Origin of the sequence: Brachyspira pilosicoli (assembly GCF_019402445.1) — a bacterium.
GTDB lineage: Bacteria > Spirochaetota > Brachyspiria > Brachyspirales > Brachyspiraceae > Brachyspira > Brachyspira pilosicoli_B.
Window position 1 is genome coordinate 1 of sequence record NZ_SRZM01000082.1, and the last position, 2896, is coordinate 2896.

Sequence of the window (2896 nt, forward strand, 5' to 3'; positions counted from 1 at the left end):
CTTCAATTCTTTAATGGATTAAACAAATTAGACATTTATTACTATAAATAATAGTTATATATTATCATTCATAAATTTTTATTAATAATTTAAAATAATATGCAATATTTTGACAAACATTATTTTTTTAATATACTAATTATAGGTAAAGAAATTTTGTAAAGTATAGTCAATTATATAAATTTTATTAAAAAATAAATGGAGGTAATATGGCTAAAGGTCGTGTTATTATTGATAGTGAACAATGTAAGGGTTGTTCAAATTGCGTGTCTGTATGTCCTACCAAGATATTGTATTTAGATAAGGAAAATATGAATTCTTGGGGGTATTATCCTGCAGCGGTTACAGACATGGAGAAATGTATAGGCTGTGCTAACTGTGCCATGATGTGCCCAGATATATGTATAAAAGTAGAGAGACTTGATGAGAAAAAGGAGGGTAAATAATGGCTAGAAGTTTGATGAAAGGTAATGAGGCTATGGCTACTGCGGCTATTGCTGCGGGATGTAAATGTTTTTTTGGATATCCTATTACACCGCAAAACGAGATACCAGAGTTTATGTCTAAGGCTATGTATGAATCTGGAGGAAAGTTTGTGCAGGCAGAAAGCGAGGTGGCTGCTATTAATATGGTTTATGGTGCAGGCGGAGCTGGAGTGCGTGCTATGACATCATCATCATCACCTGGTGTTGCTTTAAAACAAGAGGGTATATCATATTTAGCTGGTGCTGAGATACCTGCTGTTATACTTAATGTTATGCGTGGCGGTCCGGGGCTTGGAAGTATACAGCCTGCTCAGAGCGATTATAATATGATGACTAGAGGAGGCGGAGACGGAGATTATAATTGTCCTGTTTTAGCTCCTGCAAATCTACAAGAGGCGGCAGATATGATAATGGAAGCTTTTGACATTGCTGACCATTATAGAACACCTGTTTATGTAGCTGCTGATGGTTTTATTGGTCAGATGATGGAGCCTGTAGAAATTATATATAAACCTAAATATGAATTAAAAGAGAAAACTTGGGCTGCTTGCGGTCATAGAGGAAAAAGAGAGAAAAATATTGTTAATTCACTTTATTTAGAGCCTGAATTGCTTTATCAACATAATATACATCTTCAAGAGAAATATAATGAAATAAAAGAGAAAGAGGCAAGGGCTGAAAATTATAAAACAGATGATGCTGATATTATACTTGTTTCTTACGGTACTATGTCTAGGGTTGTGAGGGGAGTTGTTGATACATTTAGAGCTGAGGGTAAAAAGGTAGGTATGATTCGCCCGCAAACTTTATGGCCTTTCCCTGTAAAAGCATTTAATAATCCTAATTGTAAAATGTATGTTTCTATAGAGATGAGTATGGGGCAGATGATTGATGATATTAAGCTTGCTACTGAATGCAGGGTACCTGTTAAGTTTTTTGGTAAAGCTGGCGGATTAGTTCCTGCAGCTTATGAGATAATAGAGCATGTTAGAGAGTTTGCAGGAGGTATTTTATGATAGTATTTGAAAAATCTAAGGGGCTTACTGATAGCAGGACACATTATTGCCCTGGTTGTATGCATGGTGTATCACAAAGAATAATTGCTGAATGTTTAGAAGAGCTGGGTGTATTAGATAGATCAGTAGGTATAGCTTCTGTAGGATGTTCTGTACTTGCTTATAAATATTTTTCTTGCGATATGCAGCAGGCGGCACATGGTAGGGCTCCTGCGGTTGCTACTGGAGTAAAGAGGGCTATTCCAGACAGCGTGGTATTTACGCTTCAAGGAGATGGAGATTTAGCTGCTATTGGTACTGCTGAGATAGTGCATGCTGCAGCACGCGGTGAAAATATTACTGTTATTTTCTTAAACAATGCTATTTACGGTATGACCGGCGGACAGATGGCTCCTACAACTCTTGAAGGTCAAAAGACTACTACTACTCAGGCTGGAAGAGATTTCCACAGAGCTGGTAAACCTATAAGAGTTTGCGAAATGCTTGCTACTATTGAAGGGGCTACTTTTGTTGAGAGGGTTGCTTTGGATACTCCTGCAAATATTAGAAAAGCTAAAATGGCTACTAAAAAGGCTTTTGAAAATCAGATTGCTGGAAAGGGTTTCTCTATAGTAGAAATGCTTACAAGCTGTACTACTAACTGGGGTATATCTCCAACTGAATCGCATAAATGGATAAGAGATTATCTAATTCCTCATTATCCGCTTGGCAATTTTAGAAATGACGGTTAATTAAGGAGGAAATATGAGTACAGAAAGATTAATTTTTGCTGGTTTTGGCGGACAGGGTGTTATGTCTATGGGGCAGATGATTGCTTATGCGGGAATGATAGAAAATAAGCATGTTACTTGGTGCCCTTCTTATGGACCTGAGATGCGTGGAGGTACAGCTAACTGTTCTGTGGTTGTGAGTGATGAACTAGTTGGCTCTCCCATTGTTTCGCATGATGCTACTGCTGCTGTTATAATGAACCTTCCTTCATTAACTAAATTTGAAAAAGATGTTCTTCCTAATGGTGTGCTTCTTATCAATTCTTCTTTAATAGAAAAAAAAGCTTCAAGAAATGATGTTCGTGTTGCTTATGTAGAGGCGAACAAAATAGCAGGCGATATTGGTAACCCTAAGGCTGCTAATATGGTTATGCTTGGTGCTTTGCTTACACTTCAAAATATTGTTTCTTTCGACAGCATTCAGCAAGCTTTCTTAAAGGTGTTTGGTGAAAGAAAAAAAGAGTTTTTACCTGGAAATGAAAAAGCTTTAAATGCTGGAAGAGATGCAGTTAAAAATTTAGTTTCTTAAATAAAACATTTTAATTAATTATTTTAATTATTTAAAAAAGCCCTGTCATTATTACGATGGGGCTTTAAAATTTATGTTAAAATATCCATATCAAAC

Annotated in this window: 4 protein-coding genes; all 4 read left to right on the forward strand. The window is 36.3% G+C overall.

Going from position 1 to position 2896, the window contains the following annotated elements:
* Window positions 1–209: 209 nt before the first annotated feature.
* Genes E6A48_RS03360 through E6A48_RS03375 form a run of 4 tightly spaced genes read left to right on the forward strand, consistent with a single transcriptional unit; the run spans window position 210 to window position 2800 of the window.
* On the forward strand, window positions 210–446 hold the full coding sequence (locus E6A48_RS03360) for a 4Fe-4S dicluster domain-containing protein (RefSeq protein ID WP_013244455.1): 237 nt from the start codon (window positions 210–212) through the stop codon (window positions 444–446).
* Entirely contained in the window at window positions 446–1501 is a 1056-nt protein-coding gene (vorB, locus tag E6A48_RS03365; protein ID WP_219708580.1) for a 3-methyl-2-oxobutanoate dehydrogenase subunit VorB, read from the forward strand. The genes E6A48_RS03360 and vorB overlap by 1 nt, the downstream gene beginning before the upstream one ends.
* Window positions 1498–2232: a thiamine pyrophosphate-dependent enzyme gene (locus E6A48_RS03370; RefSeq protein ID WP_219708582.1), complete on the forward strand. Its 735-nt coding sequence runs from the start codon at window positions 1498–1500 to the stop codon at window positions 2230–2232. The genes vorB and E6A48_RS03370 overlap by 4 nt, the downstream gene beginning before the upstream one ends.
* Before the next feature lie 13 nt (window positions 2233–2245).
* Complete coding sequence (locus E6A48_RS03375; RefSeq protein WP_219708584.1) at window positions 2246–2800, forward strand: 2-oxoacid:acceptor oxidoreductase family protein; 555 nt, start codon at window positions 2246–2248, stop codon at window positions 2798–2800.
* Window positions 2801–2896: the final 96 nt, after the last annotated feature.

Excerpts from the sequence above, each read along its gene's own strand:
- vorB (WP_219708580.1), top strand. The coding sequence starts at position 446 with ATGGCTAGAAGTTTGATGAAAGGTAATGAGGCTATGGCTACTGCGGCT.
- E6A48_RS03360 (WP_013244455.1), top strand. The coding sequence starts at position 210 with ATGGCTAAAGGTCGTGTTATTATTGATAGTGAACAATGTAAGGGTTGT.
- E6A48_RS03375 (WP_219708584.1), top strand. The coding sequence starts at position 2,246 with ATGAGTACAGAAAGATTAATTTTTGCTGGTTTTGGCGGACAGGGTGTT.
- E6A48_RS03370 (WP_219708582.1), top strand. The coding sequence starts at position 1,498 with ATGATAGTATTTGAAAAATCTAAGGGGCTTACTGATAGCAGGACACAT.